The organism is Marinifilum fragile JCM 15579 (assembly GCF_001310955.1).
GTDB lineage: Bacteria > Bacteroidota > Bacteroidia > Bacteroidales > Marinifilaceae > Marinifilum > Marinifilum fragile.
On sequence record NZ_BAZX01000042.1, the window covers coordinates 1 to 18,042 of the forward strand.

Genomic DNA, 18,042 nt, shown 5'->3' on the forward strand with positions numbered 1-18,042 from the left:
GCAATCGTTTATAGATAAAGTGTCAGTAAATCAATTGTTATGGATGGGGGCGTTATGGAGTTTGCAAGCTTTTTGCAAGTTTTCATTTATTATTTTTACTCGAAGTACTAATTTTCCACCTTACTCATTGATAAAATAACCACTCAAATAATTAATTGCATTAAATTATTGGATTACCCTTAAATACTCACTTTTCAGTTTTGTAAGTGTTGAGTGTAATTGTATCGTAGAATAGTTTGCTGTGGCTATTTTAATTTTAAATTCATAAGGTTGAGATGAAATTGTATAAATCCCATATATCACTAAATAGAATAATCAGTACATTGAGTAAGATATACTAAAGTTGTATTTCTATTTCATCCTCTTTTATGATTTTATTAATTATATTTTTAATCTTATCCTTTAATTCAAAAATCTCATTATTCAATTGATGTATACCTAGTAATTTGTTTCTCTTTATTTCTTGTTCTAGGTAATTATCAAGTGTTGCTTTTTTTTGCGGTTCAATTTTATTATAATATAGATTAACAATATCCCCTTTCTTGCATGCCTTAAGTTTAGGTATTGGAATTTTACTCAGGTTTTCTTTATAAAGAATAGGAACTATTCCAAAATTCCTCTGAGCCAATTGCATATATTTACCTATTTCTGAAGTTAAGAATGAATATAAATAAATTTGCTCTTCCTTAATTGAAAATTTATTCAAGATTAAAGTATTTTGATTTGAATAAATCTGATCATCTGAATCTATATATATGCCATTCCCAACATATCTTATTGCATTTAAAACAATTGAATTCTTCTTAATTTTTGTATTAGCTTTTGTATGAATGTAAGTTTTAAAATCTAATCGCCTACCATCAATATTTTTAGGAGTGACCCATTCGTAAAATTTCTCGGACTTTTTATAATTAGAGTAATAATAATCTTTAGGTGTCTTCCCTGGCACAATGTCAGATAGTTCTAAAAAGAAATATCCGTTTTTGTATGATTTTATTAACGAATCATATCTAAAATATCTTTTACTGTATATTATAGTATCTAATCTATTACCAGATTTTAATTTCGATATTGTGGGGTGTTTATATACAGGAGACGAATTTTTTTCATTAGTTAATTCATCAAGAAAAATTTTATCAATCGACTTACTTTTAATTTCAATTTGCTCCTCTTTATCTATAATATTTTGAACCAATAATGATACATATTTTGTTACTAATTCAGGATTCTTGTGATTACACAGGGTTGGGAATGGTACTTTTACATCAAGTAAATTTTGTCTTTTCGCATTTTGCTGAGTACCACCACCAGATGTTAATACAGTTAAATAATCCACTCCATAATCCACCATGAAAAATGCAAAAACAAAGAATTTATAACAATCTTCAATTCGCAATACTGAAATCCCGCCATTCAAAATTCCTTTAAAATTCTTATTAACATATGTTATTTTCCCAAGTGATGCATTCCTACTAATTAGAATATCTCCCTTTTTTAACTTCTTTGAAGATAAATTATATGTTTTTGGAGCTATATTTTCACCTTTATTAATATCAATTATACATTTTTGCATATTTGATATTGTGACTAGTTTATAGTTAGAATTGAATTTTAAATATTCATCAACATCAATTTGCTCTCCAACACCTTCAAACTCTACAAGCTTACCAATGCTTTTTAAATTGGGATTTTTAATGCTAATTTTTTTATATTCTGATGGATGTAAAGAATGTACCTTTCCAAGTATATCTGATTTATTTATACTTTGGGGCTTTATCAAAAAAGTGCTCATTTAAATTGATGTTAAATTAAATGCTGTCTTAATTTCTATTTCTTGTCTTTTCAAAAATTCCTCAAACTCTTCTTGCATAACAGAAAATTCCTCATCTAACACACTGGTGTGCTCAAATGTATCTTCATTGATAATAAATTGAGGCTTAAACGTAATTGTTCGTTTAATAGTTTTAACCTCATATCCTATATTTTCTATTTCTTTAATAAAAACCTCATAGTCATTATCTAAAAGATGTTTTTCATCTTCTTTGGGTTTGTAAGCAATAATTACTGTGGTCGCGACTCCTGTTTCTCCAAAAGTATTTGCTGGTAAATCAAAAAGACCTACAATCCTCATTCGATCAATTAACCAAGCTCTAACATTTTCCCATTCTTTAATGGAGGCAATTGAGTTGGATAGAACAATTCCCATTCTTCCACCCTCTTCAAGTAACTTATATGCATTTTCAAGAAAGATAACCCCCATATCCATTGATTTAGGAAGTGTTATTTTTCCTGTAGATGTTGGTGTAGGTTTAACCTTGTAAGTTTCATATAAATTAACAGTTTCTTTTGGAATATCCCACTTACCATTAGCTCCTGTTTTTAAATCACGTCCTTTCCCAAATGGCGGATTTGTTGCAATAATTTTGAATTTTTTTAAATCTTTATCGGTATCATCAAGGTGCTCCCAAGTAATAGGATCATATGATTTGGTATTGAATTTTCCCATCTTCATCACAGCTCCATCAACGAGCATTTTTTGTGAAATAGAGTTCATATTTTTAAGAACCGCTCCTCCATCGCCATTTAAAACTAGGTTTAACTCAGCTAGCTTCAGATTATTATTCTCAATATCGAAACCATAGTAATTATTTGCATTGGGTGGATATTCTTCATCCTTTCTATGTGCATGTCTAAAAGCCATTGCAGGAAAGTCACAAATACCACAACATGGATCACACAATTCTTCTCCCTTTGTTGGATTGAGCATTTGTATTATAGATTTAACCACAGGTATTGGAGTAAAGAACTGACCCTTATCAGCTTTTTGTTTTTCATCTCCGAAATTATTAAATATTATCTGATTGAAACTCTCATTTTTTGCTTTCAAGATTGCTCTCTTTTGAAGAGATTCAACTAATGCAATTAAAAATCGTTCTTCATTTGCATTTGATGGTTTAAAACTTGAGCTGTATGAAAAATATGGCTTAGATAAAACATTTACATATTCCCGTTTTGCATCTTTATACAAGTTGTTAATTCTTTCTCTAAATGTCTTGTCTCCTAAACCATCTGACTTTTTTTCTGAAGGCTCAATGTAGAATTTTAGAGTAGTTTTATTTCTTTTGCTTCTCTTTTCATCAAATACTTTTAGAGTTAAAAATTCCACAATTAGATCACGCTCAGCATGCTTGGGTTTTTCTCGGTCAGCTATTCGTTTTAATTCAGCTAAGAATTCTTCAAATGCTACTTCATCAATCGCATCTAATGCTGATGTAGTAAGTTTTGTTACATCAGAAATACTTTTATTGTTATCCTCAAAATTCTTAAAAGAAGGAAAATCAAGTAGGTTATCTCTTTTGTCATAATTAAGGTTGACTATGCCAGATCCTGATAATTCAATACTTTCATCATATCTTCTAATGGGAGAATTACCAATTTTTTTGAATATCAGTAATTCAGGTTTATCATCAAAATAAACACCAAAAACCCTCTCCTTTGATTCATTTTCTGCAAGTGCAGGTCTCAATTGATTTTCTATTGCACTTTCTAGTGTTTTATTATTTTTCTTCGTTTCAAAAATCACCAAATAGTTTTGTCGTAACTCTTTATAGTTTTTATCTGATTTAGCATTCTTGTAGATATTGATCCAATCTTTAGTTTTGAATGCAACGATATCAGGTTTCAAAGCTTTTCCATTATTTCCTTTAGGAATATTAAACTCGATACATAAAACTTCTTTAGGGAAATATCCACTGTTTACAAGAGCATAAACAAATCGAGTTCTTATATATTCCTCACTTAATTTGCCTTTTGAATCATGCGTACTAGATTTTGACGCAAATGACATTACTCCAAGTTCCTTTTTGTGAAATGCTTTATCTATATATTTTAACTCTTTATACTTAACGTCAAATTCCTTTATGTAATTGTTTAGCGTTTTTTTCATATTCTTATTTATACTTCTACATGTTTAGTGGTCATGTGTGATATACAACTATTTCTGATCTAATTTGGAGTTGTAAAATAATGAGTTTTGACAACATTAATAACTCCTCTGTGAAACAATCCCAATCACTTTATAAACTTGCCTTATAAATTTCTTAGGTATTTCAAATTCGCTATAATTAGCATTATAGCTTTTCAAAGTAAAAATATCTTTGTCTTCATTTTTAGCAATAACCTTGCAGTACACTTCATTTTCCGTAACTACAACAAAGATGTTTCCATAGTCCAGGTAATCTCTCCAGTTAGGCATATTTCGAACAACTGCAATATCTCCACTTTGCATTGCTGGCGTCATAGAGTCACCAACGATTGTCAATGCAATATCATCTTCACGAGCAAAAGGTACCGATAGACTGTCAATCACATATTCATTACTTAATTGCAATTGACCAATTCCAGCTGAAGCCTCTGAGTTATACAAAGGAATCGTAAGAGCATGTGTTTCGTAAGGTTCAATTTCATCAGAATCAGCTTGAAGCATATCGCCTTTACCTGTCAGTAACCATTCGTAATTTATTTCGAAGTGATTTGCAATTGAAGACAAAACTTCGAATTTAGGTTGTCGGCCAGCAATGTAATTTCTGATATTGGCTTCACTTGTTCCAACTTTAACTGCAAACTTCGAATTGTTACCATCACAGAAGTACGAGACAAGTTCTTTTATTCGTTCGGATATATTGCTCATATCGAAAAGGTTATATTTTAAATCGAAAAATGTTTCGATTTTCATTTGTTTTAATCGAACAAACGTACGTATATTTGTGCGAGAGATTATAACAAATGTAACAACAAAATTCGAAATACAGGATGGAAAAGGAAATAATTCGAACAAAAGTTGATTGGGTGGCCACACTTGACCAATTTTCGATTGGAGATCTACACCAGTTTACAGTTGGAACAAAAGAGATTTTTAATATTCGACAAGTAGCATACAGACTTAAAAAGAAGTCGGGGAAAATTTTTGCAACCACTACACTTGATAATGGAATAGAAGTTAAAAGAGAGGAATAAAAATGAAGAAACCAGAAATAGTTTGTGATTTAAATCAAAAGAAGTGGCTTAACCTGCAAGAGGCAATTGCTATTTGGGTTTTGGCTCTAAAGATACTTTTCAAAGCTGGAGAGAAGGTGTTAGAATTCACTCCCAAAGCAATAAAATGATCTTTTTGAAATCTTATAAAACAGGAAAGAACATTGTTTATAAGAGAACGGACATTGATAATTTCATGGAAGAGTATCAACGAGTTAAATTAAATCTTAAAAGTGCCTAAATATGAGAACTACAGCAAGACAAGGTGTTTGGGTATCTGAGATTAATGAGAATATCCATGCCATTATAGATACGAACCGAAATCAAATTATAAAGTGTGAGAAAGGAGTGCCCAGAATTTTTCAATTTAAGGATGAAATTACAACAAGACATGTTTCTCTCATGCTTCACATCTTTAGAAGCAGTGCTCTTATTTGTAATACTTGCGAATCAATACAAGAAACATTCAAAGCAAAAAGGAGTTAGTAATTTCCTTTTTGCTTTACTGAATTCCTTATGAATACTATAGATTCAGAATAAAGTACGCACTTAAAAAAGGGTACGAATACACAGGTTTTCTCAAGCCTGTTTTTTTCGAAAATTGCTCACCTGGGCAAACGAAAACGCATGTAAACAGGGTACGCATGCACATGGTTTTTCCGATAATTAACTCACTACTTTTAAGACCTCTTCCTCCATTGATTGACGGCATTAGCATAGAACTTATTGACTTTGATTTTCACCTTTGGGAAAGATTACCAGAGCTTGAATTTTCTGTGTTGACCGTTGTAGGTTCAGGAATGGAATTGGGAAGTAGAAAAGCTCACCACAAAGGACTTGACTTTATCATAGAACCAAAAGGAAAAGCCAAAATCAAAGGTTCCATTCATAAGTTCTTTAATGATGGAGACCACAATATCAACCGATTTACTTACGAAGATTTTATAGAAGCTGTTGGCCAGCTTTCGATATTTGGAGTTAATCCTGAAAATGCCAGGCTAAAGAGTTTCGAGATTGGTTTGAACCTGGATACTTCAGTTTCAAAGATTGAAACAAAAACATTCCTGGAAAGTGTTTTGTATTGTCGTGGTGCTGAACGTTCTGAAATGGAGTTGAACGGAAAAACAGGTTATGGCTATGCATACAAAACTACCAATGCAACATACAAGTTCTACGATAAGGGGGAACAATCCAAAGTTCAATCAGAATTGTTAAGAGTTGAAACAAAGTTCACTCGAATGAGAGCCGTTGAAAATTATGGCATTTACACTTTGGCTGATTTACTGGATGAAACAAAACTAAGTCGATTAATTTCCGACAAGTTCCTAAAGGCCATTGATGAAACCATATTCTTTGAATGGGATCAGATTAAAACTACACGCCGTCTTCCAGCCAAATATAAAAGCAAGTTTAAAGACTTAAGGAATCCTGATTGGTGGATTAAAGATGAACGTAGCCGAAGAGAAAGACATCGTAATAAGTTACTTCTTGAAAAGCTAATTAACCAGTATGCAAAACGGAACATTAAAAACATCTTGAAAGACTTGATTTCATTGGAGATTACATGCTTTTTACGCAGTAAAAAAGGTTACGAATACACCACTTTTGAAAGCCTGAAAAACTGGAATCAAACCAATAACGCACAAAAAAAGGGAACGGTTACACAACGTATTGTATGTGCGGATTCCACCGACCAGAGGGAGGTGAAAAAAGAGAAAAGATATTGTTTGACCTGTGGGAAGGATATTACTCATCAGAAAAAAGGTTCAAAGTATTGCAATGATCAAAGAAAGTGCAGAGATAAGGCTTACAACCTGAAAGTATCAGAAAAGAAAAAAGTTAAGCAAACAGCAAAGCAAAAAGAGATCCTAAACCTGATTAAAGATTTGGGAACCGAATTCAATCTGGTTAGAACCACAAACCCAAATAGAAAAAAGAGAAAAGGAGTCCCAGGTCGAAAGACTTCGATTATAGTCGACATAGGAGGAAAGAAAAGATATTTCCATGGAGTTGCAGCTCGATTCTTCCTCAAAGAATTTGAAAAGAAAACAGAATCATTAACCAACCAACATGAATATGAAACAGATTGTACTTGAAACACTGAAACGGATCATTGAAAGGAAAAGAGTTGCAAACAAAAGTCCAGACCATGTAACCTACCTGGAGCTGAAAAGTGAATTGGCTGAACAGAGAGACCAGGCTCTTAGGGAACTGTGGAAGGAACAAAAGATAAAATCGGGGAATACCCTTAATGATAAATTTATAGAACTAGAAGAATGAAAGTAGAGCTTAGTATATCGAATCATGAAGTTTGGGAAAAATGCCCAATATGTAATACGACCTATGATTTAAGAATGGACAATCACTGCCCAATTTGTAAAGAACCCCCAAAATCAACTTGACCATGGAGTACAGAACAATGAATAGAAAAGAACTCGCAGCGGAACTGGATATTTCCTATGCGACACTTTATAGAAGAATGAAATTACTCGATCCAGAATTTAGAAAGCAGATTGCAGGACATTCACTGCTTTTCGAAAATGAAATAAAATACATTCACGAACAAATATCAGGATTAAAAAAATGGGAATCGGGTTCAAAATAGGGTGTACTTCAAACCGAACCCAAAAAGAGAGGGGAATTTTAATGATTTCCCCTTCAAAATCTATTATTCTGAACCCACTCTAAAAATGAACCCGAAAAGAAGAATTTTTCAACATGGAAAAGAAAATTTTTAAATACGCTCGAATTTCTACCTCTGAACAAAACGAAGCCCGACAAGTTGAAGCTTTAAAAGATTATCCAGGCGAAATGCTCATTGATAAAATTTCAGGAAAGATTCCTTTTGCAGAAAGACCAGAAGGAAAAAAGATCATTCAATCGGTGAATGAAAAATCGATTTCTGAATTGATTGTTTTGGATGTTGACCGCCTGGGAAGAAATACTCTTGATATTATGGCAACTCTTCAGCTGATGAAAGATCACAAAATTTGTGTTACAGTCCATCGGTATGGATTGAAAAGTTTCGTTGATGGAAAAGCAAATCCAACATTTGAATTGATTTCGAACATCATGTCAACCTTGGCACAAATTGAAATTGAACGAACCAAGGAACGACAAAAGGAAGGAATTGCCCAGGCAAAACAGAGAGGGGCTTATAAGGGACGACCTAAAGGTTCAAAAAATAAGGATAGTTCTTCATTGGTTGAGAAGTATCCCAATGTTGCAGCTTGTCTGGAGGCTAATATGAGTATTGATAAAACTGTGGCGGCTACTGGTGTGAGTAGGAGTACAGTTAAAAGAATTAGGAAGGAATATTTTGAGTAATATTTATGTTTAACTATCGAGAAAATAAGCTTTTATATTTCGTATAATCATTTTGTAATACTATGTAAGGGCTATCTTAATATTTTAGTTTAATTATAGTTAAAAAAATGTCAAATCTAATTTAGAGGAGTTATAAATAGAATGAATTGTCAAAATATCAAAAAAGTACCAATCTGTGCAAGCAAGCCGATTTCCAATTATTCATCGCTAAAAATTATTATTCTGATAATAATTTTTATCAAAAAAGTTTAAGATAAATAGTGTAATTTAAATAAAATAAAAATATGCAACTCCGAATTGGATATTGTTGTATTAATAGCATTTGGTTGTTGAAAGGTAAGCAGTAAATAATAAAATACTGGATATTAGCAATAAATTGATTGTTTACATGAGGTGGATTTAACTACATCATGAGCTTATGCGTTTACATACCTAAATTGGATGTGTAAACGTATAAAATTAATGGATATAAGAAAAGTAAACGTAACCAGTTACGTTTACTTACAAGTTATCGGCAAGATTCAAGAATGCCCTTTTTATTATAAACTAATACTATTTTAAAATAAACGACAATAATTTAAACTTGGAGTTATTTTTTGTAGATGGTTTTGAATTATTACTAAAAGATATTTAATAACTTAGAATAAGTTTTATAAATATTAAAATATAGAAGTAGGGTGCGGCAAGGGTATTGAGGTGTCACACCGCCTTCGTCTTGATAGTTCATCTATCAAGTTCACCCTGCTTCTTTTAATGATTTATAGTTAATTCAGAAGGCAATGACTAAAATTAAGGATAATTATTTTCAACCGAGAGATATATACCTAATATTCAGTCAATCTTTTTTTATTCCACAAATTCAAGAAAATGGATTTAGCTTTACTGAACCTTTTCAATCATACATTGATAAATTCCTGAATGAGATTAGCAAAAACGAAAAAGGATTAGGGCAATATTTATCACGAAGCAAAACTCCTTTCTGGGATAAAAATATATTCATTCCCAACATTGGAGAGCTTACATACAATCATAAAAAGAATAATACTAGCAGATTATTAATTGGCCCATGGGATTCAGATATTGATGATTTAGATAATGGATACAGGGAGGAATATGTTTATGGGAATTTCACTTTTAAATCAAGTAAGCACTTTAATTCTATTCCTCATTTACCTTTTCTGATAGAATATAATAAAAAAATTCAGGCTACCCCAAATATAAGTCAATTTTTAAAAGATAGACGTTCTAATAGAAGTAATGGAAAGATAGACAATAGCAAATTGATATTTGCATCACAAAATAACAGAATTAAAATTCATTTTTATCCTTATGGCCTATTTGTTATAAATTTAGCCATATCTATAACGTCAACAGGATTAAACACTGATGAGTTAATTGATTGGATTCGACAAATAAAGAACATAAAAAATAAACCTGACAATCAAGTTTTTTTTCAAATTAGAGATTTGTTTAAAGGCAACTTAACCCAGTTATTTCAATATCTTTGGCATAATATATATTGTTCGGTTGTTGCCAGTAACTTGAATATCCTTAAGTCTCCTATTTATGATTCAATTCGAATAAAACCAATCAGTAGAATAGATGAAAAATTATTAAATTTTTCCAATGTTGAAACGCTAAAAGTAAAAGACAATTGGAAATACCTTGATTTGATAAAAACAAATTGGCCATCTTATGTTAGTTTATTTATTAAATCACACGAAAAAGAACTAACTATTCAAGATTATCAACACTTAGGTATAACTCCAGGTTATTCAAGATTTAAAACAGAATCTAATCCTTTAAAAGATTATGAATGGGCGTTTAGCATGGCTTTTCATGACATGCGACGTTCACTTGATTATTCTGATTATTTTGTCGGTAACCTTGAAGAAATGTATTTGCAATATTTATCAATCGGTATATTTTTAAAAAGCCGTAAAGAGTATCGGTGTGATTTTTTTCTTTCTTACATACATAAGAAGCTTAAGGATAGTGTTATGAGAGAAATTAGACAGCAGTTTCCTATAATATTAAATCAAAATGAAATTGCAGGAATACTATCAAAAAATCAAAATTGGAAGAAATTTAATGTCGAATTAAAAGAGTATAAAAGTGTTTTTGGGAGATATATTGGTGATACTATTATTCCAAAATCAAAAAGTTTGCTAATAATTGATAATAACTGGTCAACCCGAAAACAATTACCTTTACTTTTTCAATGGCAACTACAAGCAGTACATGAAATTGTTAGTGCTCAAAGATTGATTGTCCCTTACTATATTGATATATTGAAGAGTAATCTTAAGCAAAATTCTAATAGCTCGTCAGATCTGGAACATAATAAAGGTGATAATGAAGTTTTACAAAAAAAGACACTTTCGTTTTTAACTGGACTTACATATTTACATACTCATCTTCCACCGCATTTTAGGAAATGGTATCACGAACTTGCACAAGTAACTGGAGTCCAAAAAATGCTCGTTGATTTTAAAGAGATACTAGATAAGTATCTAAAAAACAAAGTTAAAATCAACCAGAATCAATATAATATTGAATATGTTGTTAATCTTCAGCAAGCTATAATAGATTGTATACAAATCGGTGATAATAATTTTATATCACATAATATAAAAGGAGTAACATTTATGGATAAAAATGATAATGAAAAAAAAGTATTTAACATTGATAATAGAGGAGCGGATATAGGCAAAATGCAAGTTGGTGATTATAATCGAATGGATGATTTTCATAGTCTTGTCAATTCAAAAGAATTACAACATGACAATAGTCTAGAACTAAAGGAGAGAATTATTGAATTAGAGAGTTATATAGAAGAATCAGAATTAGAGGAAATTAAGAAAGATGAAGCAATTAATACCTTGGAAACATTGGTACGTGAAATGCAAAAATCTCAAACGGAACAGAATAATTCAAAGTTAAGTAAAGCCTGGAGTCAGATAATGAAGCTTGTAAAAGATATTGGTACAGTTTCCACTGTTGTAAAAGCGATTAGTCAATTATTGAATATTCCAATATAGATGAATCACAATAACATAGTGTGAACTTATTTTTTTTAAATGCATGTATAAAAACATGTTTAGTAAGAAGAGTAAGTATATTAAATTTAATAAAAATCCAACCTATAACACGCGGTATAGTTAATAAGAGGTTCAGTGGTTTACAAGACGTAGTAGCTCGCTTATAAACAAGTTGTTACTTGAAAGGAAACTACGCGCAATCCCTTACTAACCATACTGCCACCGTTGGCGTTCATTAAAAAATGTAGCGATCAAAAATTGCTCCTTAAATGCAATGTGCTGATTCTTAACTATAAAAAAATCGAACTTTATTAAAATCTAATAATTTTATATCATGGATAGATTAGATATTATAAAGAAAATAATTACAGAAAGTAAATCATCATTAACAATTGATGAAGTCTCTGAAATAGTCGATTTATTTATTAGTTCAATTAATTCATGTATAAAACAAAAGGAAAGTATTAATATTAATAATGAATTAGTGATAGATTCAGATTCTATTAGAATAAATGATAAGAATTTCGAATTGAAAACTACAAAACGCAATAAACCCAAAAGACCATCTTTAATTTCATATCTTACTTCAAAAGGCGATAATCAAGACGGTTTACCTATACCTTTTACAATAAAGTTTGAAAGAAAAGATATGGTAAATGCAATGTCGAGAAATTCAAAGATATCTTTTTCGGAAGCTGAAAATAAATTGAAAGTTGAGATGCCATTTGTATCTGAGAGTTTAAAAAAGTCTAATCAAATTGAGCTATCTGGTATGGCGAGATTTAAGCCTAATGAATTAGAAAAAGAATTGTATCACAACAAACATTTAGGTTTTAATCTGATTGATTCAACTAGTACGAAAGGTAAAGACAGTTCTGATAAATTCTAAGGAGAAAAATATTATATGACAAATCGATTTGACGAGCACTCTAAACGTATTGGAGAAACTGTAAGATATATTTCATACAGTGTTATTGCGGCGGATTTTGGAATTTTAACAGCTAAAATAGAATATTTTAAGGACTATATTGACTCTATACGATTTCTGATTGTTTTTTCATTAATCCTGAGTATTACTGGTTTTCTATTTGACTATTTTAATGCATTAGCTGGTTTTCTTAATGAGGTTTATAAAAGTAAGAAGAAACTTAAACCAACTCGTAAAGGTTGTATAGTTTTATATCACCTTGGATATTTATTCTTTTACTTGAAACAAGTCTTTGTTTTGTTAGCATTTATCTTTCTAATAGTAGCAATTGCTAAGGTATTAAAATAACGAAACGCCAATAATGTATAAAAATAATAGCCGAAATAGTTATAAATTCAGGGAATGTAGCCCGTTTCAACTTTCGTGTAACTTGATAGGTAAAATGCCCTCAATCCTTACTAAGCATACCGCCACTGTTGTGCTTAATTGAATATGATAAAGGGATATCGTTTACAAAGTTAAAGACACATAGTTTACACTGTTTGAGTTGTAACTTGTAGTAAAAAACAAATTGCTATGCTCTGGAAAGAAAAGAGAGCTTTCTAGCTCTCTTTTTATTTATTAAGGTGTAATCTTCTCACCCCACAACTCATCAAAAGGAGCAAGCATTTGTTTCCAATGTTTATACATGTATACTTTTGACAAATCCCAGCTTTCGCCCTTACTGGTATCAGGAATATAAGCCCGAACCGTAAGAACAGGAATATGTGAAATCATATCCTCTGCATTGAACTGTTGAAATGAACCATCAGCTTGTGCATGAGTCTGCATTCCGCCACTTGTGGTTTCTGTATCAGTGATTGCAGCTTGCACCATCCAATAAACCCACTTGCCAGCCATATCGCTACCAAAGGAGCTTTTCTTAAGAGTCCAATAAGCAACTCTCATATATTTACGAACTCCATTAACAAGGATAGGCAAAGCCTGATTTCCTCCTCTTGGTGTTAATTCAATGGTATCACTTCCAGAGAAGCTTACATTAAAGTCAAAATCTTTCAACAAGAAAGTATTAGCATGATGCCCAATTTGTAAAGCAGGAACCGCAATTTCTCCAGTGAAATTCTTTTCAACTGTGTATTGATCTACCTCCACATTGACTGGCTGAGCATCCTGTTTTTCCTTGCTGACCAATTCAAAATCATTACTTTCCTTTCTGTAACGATAGTAAGCCCAACCACTGGAAACTTGACTGTCTGCACTTGCATCAGTACATTTTACCAGCTGGCCATTAGACAAAGCAGGTCTTTTGGCATTCATGTCTCCATAATCAACTGCTACTTCAGTTCCGAAGTCGTTGATCTCTTGAATGGGGGCAAGAGCTTTTTTGTAAATCTTGTGAAAGACAAGCTTAGACTGATCAGCATTTGCAATATCATCTGGAATTGGCAATTTGACAAAGCCCAAGAGTACATTTTCGAGCCAGTCAATACTACTTAAATCTGGCATTTTACCCAAGCCCACTTTGTAGGTCATTCCGTTGCTTCCATCAGTAACCAATGGGGAATATACTGCAACATACATGGTTTTTCCTTGTATTAGGTTTGCCCATACTCCAATTGAAATGTTAACATTTTTCACCCCAAATGTTCTGTCTCCACTATACCTCTTGGCTGGGATATTTTTCATTTCGGGATAAGGGTCTAAATAAACTTTGATCTGTTTGACCACAGATGAATAATCGGCTTTCATGTTAAAATCCTCCATGATCTTAACATAGCGGCTATTTTCATAAGCTGTTAATACCCTTAGTTTATCATCATAGACAGGCTCAACCGTTAACCCATCAGTAGGAGTACCGTTTAAGTTTAGTCTTTTCTCAGCTGGAGCCAGGCAATTCTTCCAAAATTTGTACAATTTGAAGTCTTCTTGTTGCAGATCTTTTCCAGCTCTGGGTACAGGACAAGTCACACTTAGCAGAATAATGTTGGATGAAGTTGCAGGATCGTAAGGCCTTTTTACATCAAAAGTGCTGGAGGCACCACCATAATAAGTAACCCAACCATTAAAGGTGCCATTTTCATCATCCAAAAGCTTGAAAGCAATATCCCAGTGATAATGAGTTCCAGCTATTTTATTGCTGGCAGTATCCAGGTTAAAGGTTGGGGTTCCAATTCCAAACCATCGAATTCCAGCACTAGTTTGCACAGGTATGTTCCTTCTGCTCTCACCACCTATAAGCTTTAATTGAATGCTGTTTGCACCTTCAACTTTTTCTATTTCAAAGTCAAAGTCTTCCAGCAAGTATCCATTTTTTAGAGGATTGTGGTGTTCAGGCACAAACAAATGATTGTCGGCAGTAACTCGAATGGTTTCATTATCCAGGTAATTGTCTTGTTTTAGTACATTTTTCCAATGCTTAATCACCAGGCAGCTATCAACATCAAAAGTATTGGTATCTGCTTTTAATGTAGCCTTTACCTGTGCAATTGGATATAAAATACCATTGTGCCTGGTTTCCTTTGTGATTTCCTGAAAACCTGTTGCATCAGGTCTGGCCACACAAACAAGACCAGAAGCACTGGTATATTCGTCAGTAATTGCAGTGTAAAGTGTCCAATAGCAATCTGTATCTTCCGTTACAGCTTCATGTTGAGCATATCCTTCACCTATTTTGAAAAACTTAACCTTAGGAGTAAGAATGTGAATGAAATCTTTGGAATAATTCCTTCGGTTTAAGTCGTTTATTTTAATCCATAAAGTAGGTTTTCCACTAATGGATGAATTATCAAAAGCGAAATCAAAATCCTCAGTAAGTTTCCAGTTTGAAGGAAAAGGATTCATTTCACTAAAATGAGTCAGTTTACTTTCAGCATTTAAACCAATGCTAAGTTGATCAGGCTTGTATCCATTGTGCTGCCTTGAGACCAATTTAAATCCTTTGTTGACAAGATTGTTGTAGTCTTGTTGATAGGTTGCCCACCCTTCAGAAGGATCGGGGGCATCGCTATTGTCTAAAACCCTTGCGATTTGACCCGATGGAACATTGGTATAATGAAAGATCATTTCTTGATAGTTCTTGTACTCCCAATAGTAGGGACGTACAAAAACTTCATTGGGAATTGAGTTCTCATAGAATCTGAATACTTGTGTATTGTACTCATCCAATTCATTGTTCTCATTCATAAACAAACGAGCTGAAGCAAGCGGTAAGAACTTTCCTGATTCTCCTTCCAATGTTCTTGGTAGATCACAATTGAATTCCTTTTCAACAACAAAAACAGGATAAGTAGTATATGTGCTTGTCACTTCCAAATACCAGGTTAAAAAACAACCTTGACCATGCTCATTGATGAAAGAATTCAGCTCTTCATTTGTAAAGAGTTTACTTGTCAATCGGTACTTTCCACTTATGCCGTTGCTGTATCTTTTCAAATAATCACTGGCATTAACGCCCCAGGTAAGATGAGCTTTTCCTCCAGGATACTTGGAGAAATGAAAAGAAAAACGCTCATAGAACTTGATGGCCTTATCGAGTTTGAAATCTTCCAGGTTTACAATGCTTCCCTTGCTGTTTTTAGCAATGGTGCGGTTATCAATTTTAGCTCCAGTATTTGGCTTACTTATTCTCATTACTCAATATTTTTTTTGTGAAGACATTGTAGGTCTGATCACATGAATTGTATCTGTTCTTTTCACACTGGGCATTACCCCCTTTGGCAACCTGGATTACAATTGAACTATCGTATTCTGACATAACACCACCTCTTGCGGTTCCTGCTGTAGTACTTTGAAAGATCACCAACCAAATTACATTAGGATACTTTTCAATTAACTTTCCAAAATCCTCCTGGGAGAGTAGATCTTGCAGTTTTCCCCAACTGTCAATTGCAATCACATCAAAGTTTTTGCAGTAAGCTTCCAGTTGCTTCATGTTACACTGACCACTTACACTCACATTTTTAAGGTTCTGCTTTCCGATGTATGAAATGTAATTTCCAAACAGTTCAGATTGTGGTGACACTTCCAGGGAAAGAAATAAAGACTTCAAATTTTGCTCGGCAAACAGATCAATCAACTGGCAAAGCAAACGAGTTTTACCAGCACCTTTTTCACCCCTTAAAACGATGGCAAAACGATCTTTTTCATAACCGCCAATGAATTTACCTAGCTGTCCTTTTAAAGCTGTGATGTTGGAATTCGGTTTCCAGTTGGCCAGGTTGGTAATCATCTTTTCATTGGTATGTCCCAATAAAGTGAGTTGTTTGGCTTCCTGCTTTTTCTTGCTTATAGTTTTAGGCTTTTCTGGTTTTACTTTTTTTTTACCCTTTTCTTCCTTAGCTCTATTGCTCATTGATTTTGGAACCAGCTTGGAAAGGTCAATTCCTTCCAAAAGATAATCAGCAGCATCACAAGCATAGCCGTAAGCTTCCACCAGGTTTTTATCTACATCACCTTTGGCTCTGCTCAACCAGCCTTTTAAATAGGTAATTCCATTTTGGCGATTGTATTTCAATCCCAGTTCCGTACAAATAATCATAGCACCCATTTCAGCAACCAATTCCTCATTTGGATAATCCAGAGTTGCAGAAATACCAAGTTTCCCTCTTCCCAAACGTTTTGGATTCATGGTACTGTGGGTAATCTCATGAAAGAGGGTAGAGTAATATTCAGCAACTTTCTTGAACTGCTTGATATTTACCATGTGGATTGACTCATGATTAAAATTGAGTGCGCTGTGTGTATAATAGCACCTGTCTGCCTGGTCAGTATTAATTTTGGGAACACGTTTTCTTTTTACCAGCTCTTTAAGGAAATTTTCAACGTATTGATTGAACTCATTGTCTTTGAAAAATACCTGTTTAAAAACTGGCTTTTTAATCCCTTCACAATAATCAATATTGACGGCACGATGCAATTTTGGCAACATCCAATCAGGTTTACGAGGTGTTTTGTCCTCCTTGTCCTTAAACATTGGAATGTAGGATAAAACCGAAATAACTTTTGATTTGTCGATGAGTTTACCGCCTTTGTCTTTAAGGGCTGCCATAGTAATGAAATAAGGGCTTTTCCCTGCATTTCTTTCCATGGTCAGAATGTTTGTGCTGTTCTTGTATAAACGCCCTGAAACGTTTCTAAATCCACTTAAAACAATTCCTGATTCACTAAAAACCAATCCAGCTTTCCAAGGCTTTTCCCACTTGGTAAAAAGGAATGTTTTGATATCATTAATCAACTCCAGTTTAAATTTTTCCTTGTCATCCTTCCAGCCATCCAGGTTGGAATCAAACAGGCCTTTCAGGATTTCACTTGTTCTGAGTTTGATTCTGCTTACCCTTTTTTTAACAGCCTGTTTGCTTGTACTTTTTAAAATATATCCTAACATCTTTAATTGAATAAGTTTTGAAAGAATCCTTTCTTTTTGGATTCATCTTTTTTGTTGTCCTGATCCTGGTCGGTTTTTGTGTCAATTTCAATGGAACCGCCCTTTTTAGTTTTGATATCCTTGATTTCAATATTGGTTTGCTGGGCAGGAATTTGATTTTTACCGTATTTGTAGCCAATGGCCATTCCAAAACCAAGGCCAGTTGTTAGTAGAAGGATTGCTGATAGTATGGTTATTTTACGTTTAAGCATGATGTTAAAATTTAGTGTTTGGTGAACTGTTCCGTTGCTACAGATCCAACACAGGCACAAGTCAGAATAACCAGTTGT

At 32.9% G+C, this 18,042-nt stretch carries 15 protein-coding genes; 9 read left to right on the forward strand and 6 right to left on the reverse strand.

Going from position 1 to position 18,042, the window contains the following annotated elements:
- Positions 1–337: 337 nt before the first annotated feature.
- From JCM15579_RS18680 to JCM15579_RS18690, 3 genes are all read right to left on the reverse strand, one after another.
- Complete coding sequence (locus JCM15579_RS18680) at positions 338–1,792, reverse strand: restriction endonuclease subunit S domain-containing protein (protein WP_054722618.1); 1,455 nt, start codon at positions 1,790–1,792, stop codon at positions 338–340.
- Positions 1,793–3,946: an HsdM family class I SAM-dependent methyltransferase gene (locus JCM15579_RS18685; protein WP_054722620.1), complete on the reverse strand. Its 2,154-nt coding sequence runs from the start codon at positions 3,944–3,946 to the stop codon at positions 1,793–1,795.
- 96 nt (positions 3,947–4,042) lie between these two features.
- Positions 4,043–4,735 carry a S24 family peptidase gene (locus tag JCM15579_RS18690; RefSeq protein WP_054722622.1) on the reverse strand — a complete coding sequence of 231 codons (693 nt, stop codon included), beginning with the start codon at positions 4,733–4,735 and terminating at the stop codon, positions 4,043–4,045.
- 77 nt (positions 4,736–4,812) lie between these two features.
- Here JCM15579_RS18690 and JCM15579_RS18695 point away from each other — a divergent pair, with 77 nt between their 5' ends.
- The 9 genes from JCM15579_RS18695 to JCM15579_RS18735 all read left to right on the forward strand — a co-directional run bounded on the left by JCM15579_RS18695 (position 4,813) and on the right by JCM15579_RS18735 (position 12,678).
- Positions 4,813–5,016 (forward strand): hypothetical protein, encoded by a 204-nt coding sequence (locus JCM15579_RS18695; protein WP_054722624.1) that lies wholly within the window; start codon positions 4,813–4,815, stop codon positions 5,014–5,016.
- Positions 5,017–5,018: 2 nt separating this feature from the next.
- Complete coding sequence (locus JCM15579_RS20345; RefSeq protein ID WP_157471555.1) at positions 5,019–5,165, forward strand: hypothetical protein; 147 nt, start codon at positions 5,019–5,021, stop codon at positions 5,163–5,165.
- 519 nt (positions 5,166–5,684) lie between these two features.
- Positions 5,685–7,130, forward strand: coding sequence for a hypothetical protein (locus tag JCM15579_RS18705; protein WP_172677472.1), 1,446 nt, complete (start codon positions 5,685–5,687; stop codon positions 7,128–7,130).
- A complete protein-coding gene (locus JCM15579_RS18710) occupies positions 7,111–7,314 on the forward strand; it encodes a hypothetical protein (RefSeq protein ID WP_157471556.1) in 204 nt (67 codons plus the stop codon). The genes JCM15579_RS18705 and JCM15579_RS18710 overlap by 20 nt, the downstream gene beginning before the upstream one ends.
- A gap of 124 nt (positions 7,315–7,438) precedes the next feature.
- Positions 7,439–7,639 (forward strand): helix-turn-helix domain-containing protein, encoded by a 201-nt coding sequence (locus tag JCM15579_RS18715; protein WP_054722632.1) that lies wholly within the window; start codon positions 7,439–7,441, stop codon positions 7,637–7,639.
- Between the two features lie 113 nt (positions 7,640–7,752).
- Entirely contained in the window at positions 7,753–8,361 is a 609-nt protein-coding gene (locus tag JCM15579_RS18720) for a recombinase family protein (RefSeq protein ID WP_054722634.1), read from the forward strand.
- Positions 8,362–9,140: 779 nt separating this feature from the next.
- Positions 9,141–11,402: a hypothetical protein gene (locus tag JCM15579_RS18725; protein ID WP_054722636.1), complete on the forward strand. Its 2,262-nt coding sequence runs from the start codon at positions 9,141–9,143 to the stop codon at positions 11,400–11,402.
- A 334-nt stretch (positions 11,403–11,736) separates the two neighbouring features.
- Positions 11,737–12,291, forward strand: a complete 555-nt coding sequence (locus JCM15579_RS18730) for a hypothetical protein (RefSeq protein ID WP_054722638.1) — start codon at positions 11,737–11,739, stop codon at positions 12,289–12,291.
- Positions 12,292–12,306: 15 nt separating this feature from the next.
- Positions 12,307–12,678: a hypothetical protein gene (locus JCM15579_RS18735; protein WP_054722640.1), complete on the forward strand. Its 372-nt coding sequence runs from the start codon at positions 12,307–12,309 to the stop codon at positions 12,676–12,678.
- A gap of 273 nt (positions 12,679–12,951) precedes the next feature.
- On the opposite strand, the gene JCM15579_RS18740 is transcribed toward JCM15579_RS18735, so the two are convergent.
- The 3 genes from JCM15579_RS18740 to JCM15579_RS18750 are packed head-to-tail and all read right to left on the reverse strand — an operon-like array spanning position 12,952 to position 17,964.
- Positions 12,952–15,960, reverse strand: coding sequence for a hypothetical protein (locus JCM15579_RS18740; RefSeq protein ID WP_054722642.1), 3,009 nt, complete (start codon positions 15,958–15,960; stop codon positions 12,952–12,954).
- Positions 15,947–17,713 carry a zincin-like metallopeptidase domain-containing protein gene (locus tag JCM15579_RS18745; RefSeq protein ID WP_054722644.1) on the reverse strand — a complete coding sequence of 589 codons (1,767 nt, stop codon included), beginning with the start codon at positions 17,711–17,713 and terminating at the stop codon, positions 15,947–15,949. The genes JCM15579_RS18740 and JCM15579_RS18745 overlap by 14 nt, the downstream gene beginning before the upstream one ends.
- A gap of 2 nt (positions 17,714–17,715) precedes the next feature.
- Positions 17,716–17,964 carry a hypothetical protein gene (locus tag JCM15579_RS18750; protein ID WP_054722646.1) on the reverse strand — a complete coding sequence of 83 codons (249 nt, stop codon included), beginning with the start codon at positions 17,962–17,964 and terminating at the stop codon, positions 17,716–17,718.
- Positions 17,965–18,042: the final 78 nt, after the last annotated feature.

Bases quoted from the DNA above. Each gene is read 5' to 3' on its own strand.
- JCM15579_RS18750 (WP_054722646.1), bottom strand. From the start codon at position 17,964: ATGCTTAAACGTAAAATAACCATACTATCAGCAATCCTTCTACTAACA.
- JCM15579_RS18685 (WP_054722620.1), bottom strand. From the start codon at position 3,946: ATGAAAAAAACGCTAAACAATTACATAAAGGAATTTGACGTTAAGTAT.
- JCM15579_RS18680 (WP_054722618.1), bottom strand. From the start codon at position 1,792: ATGAGCACTTTTTTGATAAAGCCCCAAAGTATAAATAAATCAGATATA.
- JCM15579_RS18715 (WP_054722632.1), top strand. From the start codon at position 7,439: ATGGAGTACAGAACAATGAATAGAAAAGAACTCGCAGCGGAACTGGAT.
- JCM15579_RS18695 (WP_054722624.1), top strand. From the start codon at position 4,813: ATGGAAAAGGAAATAATTCGAACAAAAGTTGATTGGGTGGCCACACTT.
- JCM15579_RS18705 (WP_172677472.1), top strand. From the start codon at position 5,685: ATGGTTTTTCCGATAATTAACTCACTACTTTTAAGACCTCTTCCTCCA.
- JCM15579_RS18720 (WP_054722634.1), top strand. From the start codon at position 7,753: ATGGAAAAGAAAATTTTTAAATACGCTCGAATTTCTACCTCTGAACAA.
- JCM15579_RS18690 (WP_054722622.1), bottom strand. From the start codon at position 4,735: ATGAAAATCGAAACATTTTTCGATTTAAAATATAACCTTTTCGATATG.
- JCM15579_RS18740 (WP_054722642.1), bottom strand. From the start codon at position 15,960: ATGAGAATAAGTAAGCCAAATACTGGAGCTAAAATTGATAACCGCACC.
- JCM15579_RS18725 (WP_054722636.1), top strand. From the start codon at position 9,141: ATGACTAAAATTAAGGATAATTATTTTCAACCGAGAGATATATACCTA.
- JCM15579_RS20345 (WP_157471555.1), top strand. From the start codon at position 5,019: ATGAAGAAACCAGAAATAGTTTGTGATTTAAATCAAAAGAAGTGGCTT.
- JCM15579_RS18710 (WP_157471556.1), top strand. From the start codon at position 7,111: ATGAAACAGATTGTACTTGAAACACTGAAACGGATCATTGAAAGGAAA.
- JCM15579_RS18735 (WP_054722640.1), top strand. From the start codon at position 12,307: ATGACAAATCGATTTGACGAGCACTCTAAACGTATTGGAGAAACTGTA.
- JCM15579_RS18730 (WP_054722638.1), top strand. From the start codon at position 11,737: ATGGATAGATTAGATATTATAAAGAAAATAATTACAGAAAGTAAATCA.
- JCM15579_RS18745 (WP_054722644.1), bottom strand. From the start codon at position 17,713: ATGTTAGGATATATTTTAAAAAGTACAAGCAAACAGGCTGTTAAAAAA.